1 protein-coding gene is annotated in these 1,894 nt (G+C 36.5%); it reads left to right on the top strand.

Annotation, left to right across the window (positions count from 1 at the left end; translation table 11 throughout):
* Positions 1 to 529: 529 nt before the first annotated feature.
* Positions 530 to 1,561 (top strand): sulfotransferase family protein, encoded by a 1,032-nt coding sequence (locus F6K22_RS39825; protein ID WP_293110581.1) that lies wholly within the window; start codon positions 530 to 532, stop codon positions 1,559 to 1,561.
* The last annotated feature ends 333 nt before the right edge of the window (positions 1,562 to 1,894 follow it).

The raw sequence follows: 1,894 nt of genomic DNA, 5'->3' as shown, positions 1-1,894 counted from the left end.
AATCCAGCTAGAATACCGGAACAAAGACCACCTAGACCTAAAATAAACAGGTTTGTTGGAATCATTATTAAGAGTTATTTTTAACTAAAGTTAGACACATAAACTTGAATTCAATATAACTGAAACGATACCCAAAAACGAATGGTATTACTAAATAAATATATGATATTACAGAAGTCAGTCGGACCGAGTCAGGAGTCAGCAGAAAATCATAGTGGTCAATAGGAATAAATAATTAGGTATTTATGCTTCATCTTTTCTTGATAATTTGACGAATGATAAAGGTCAATTAAGATGATTTATATAGTATAAATATTTGGCCAGTTAGGTATTTTTATACTAATTAGGATTTACGCACCAAACCTGGTTTATCAACGAAAGTGAGAGGGAAAAACAATAATCATATCAATACCGGTTTCTTGTTTGGGTGCGTAAGTCCTGCTAATTTTAATTTTATGGGTTGACTGGCGGAATGCCAGTTAATACAATCAGCAATGTAGACTAAGTTGATGAAGTTGGTATAACTACAATGAGTAATACATTTGAGCGACCCAAACCAGTTTTGATGATTCCTATCCGCCGTTGTGGCAGTCATGCTTTGCGCCTGCGGTTGAATTTTTCTCCCGAATTCTATTCTCCTTACCCTCTGCATCTGGTAGATTTTATGCCCCTTTTGGAGCTTTATGAGAATTTAGCTGATGACTCTACCTATTTTCAGTTGGTTATCGATTTAGTGGGTTTGCAAAATGCAACAATGGTTAAATGGGAGAATGTGGCGTTAGACCCAGTTGCTATTTTTGAGAGTATTAAAGATCGACCTCGTAGCTTACATACTGTTGCTTGGGAAATGTTGTTTCAAGCGGGGAAAAAGCATGGTGCAAAAGTGGTGATGGATAAGTCTCTGGATAATGTGTATTATGCTGAAGAGTTAATTGATCTGTTTGAGGATATGAAGTTTTTGAATGTTGTTCGCGATCCACGCGCTCAAATAAATAGTATTAATCGTGCTATTATCCATGATTTTGATACTTTATTAAATGCCATAACTTGGGTGAACGCTCACAATACTGCCATAGCTCTAGCTGACAAATATCCAGAGAGGGTTTTAACTATCCGATATGAGGATTTTTTGACTCATCAAGAAGCAGTTTTGCGGCAGATTTGTCAGTTTTTGGAGATTGAATTCTTAGACTCGATGCTTGATGTTTCCAAATCTACAGAAGCACAAGAAATTTCTGTTTTATCTGCTTTATGGTCAACTAATACTTCCCCACCAATACTTGCTAATATTGATAAATTTAAGCAAAATTTAACGGATAGTGAAATTGAAATAATCGAGACAGTAACAAAACCTATTATGGATTATTATGGCTACGAACCTATTACTAAAGCAGGAGCTCAAGTAACTGAGGAAATGTTAGAAGTAGCCCAAGAATTAAACTCTATAAAAAGGCCAAAAGCTTGGATGGATTTAAGAGAAAAAGACCTCCGCGATTATCAACTAAGAAAGTTTCGTTCAGACTATCTGAATATGGTTAAGCAAAAGTTATTGCCAGATTAAAATATTATTCGAGGTTTTGTTTGTAGTTAGGCTTTAGTCCCTATCATATGTATCTCTGGGCTACAGCTAAACTACGAAGCCCTATTATAAGTGTTTGACCGAAAATAGCCGATATACCATGAGTTTGTAGTTGCCCTAACCGCTCAGAAAAAATGGTGGGTTACGCTCCACTTTGTTCTGATAACCCACCCTACTGGACTTTTCCACATATGTATCTCTGGGCTACAGCTAAACTACGAAGCCCTATTATAAGTGTTTGACCGAAAATAGCCGATATACCATGAGTTTGTAGTTGCCCTAACCGCTCAGAAAAAATGGTGGGTTACGCTCCAC

The sequence above is a fragment of the Okeania sp. SIO2F4 genome (assembly GCF_010672385.1).
Taxonomy (GTDB): domain Bacteria; phylum Cyanobacteriota; class Cyanobacteriia; order Cyanobacteriales; family Microcoleaceae; genus Trichodesmium.
This window is presented reverse-complemented; position numbering and strand designations above follow the sequence as displayed.

Bases quoted from the DNA above. Each gene is read 5' to 3' on its own strand.
- F6K22_RS39825 (WP_293110581.1), top strand. From the start codon at position 530: ATGAGTAATACATTTGAGCGACCCAAACCAGTTTTGATGATTCCTATC.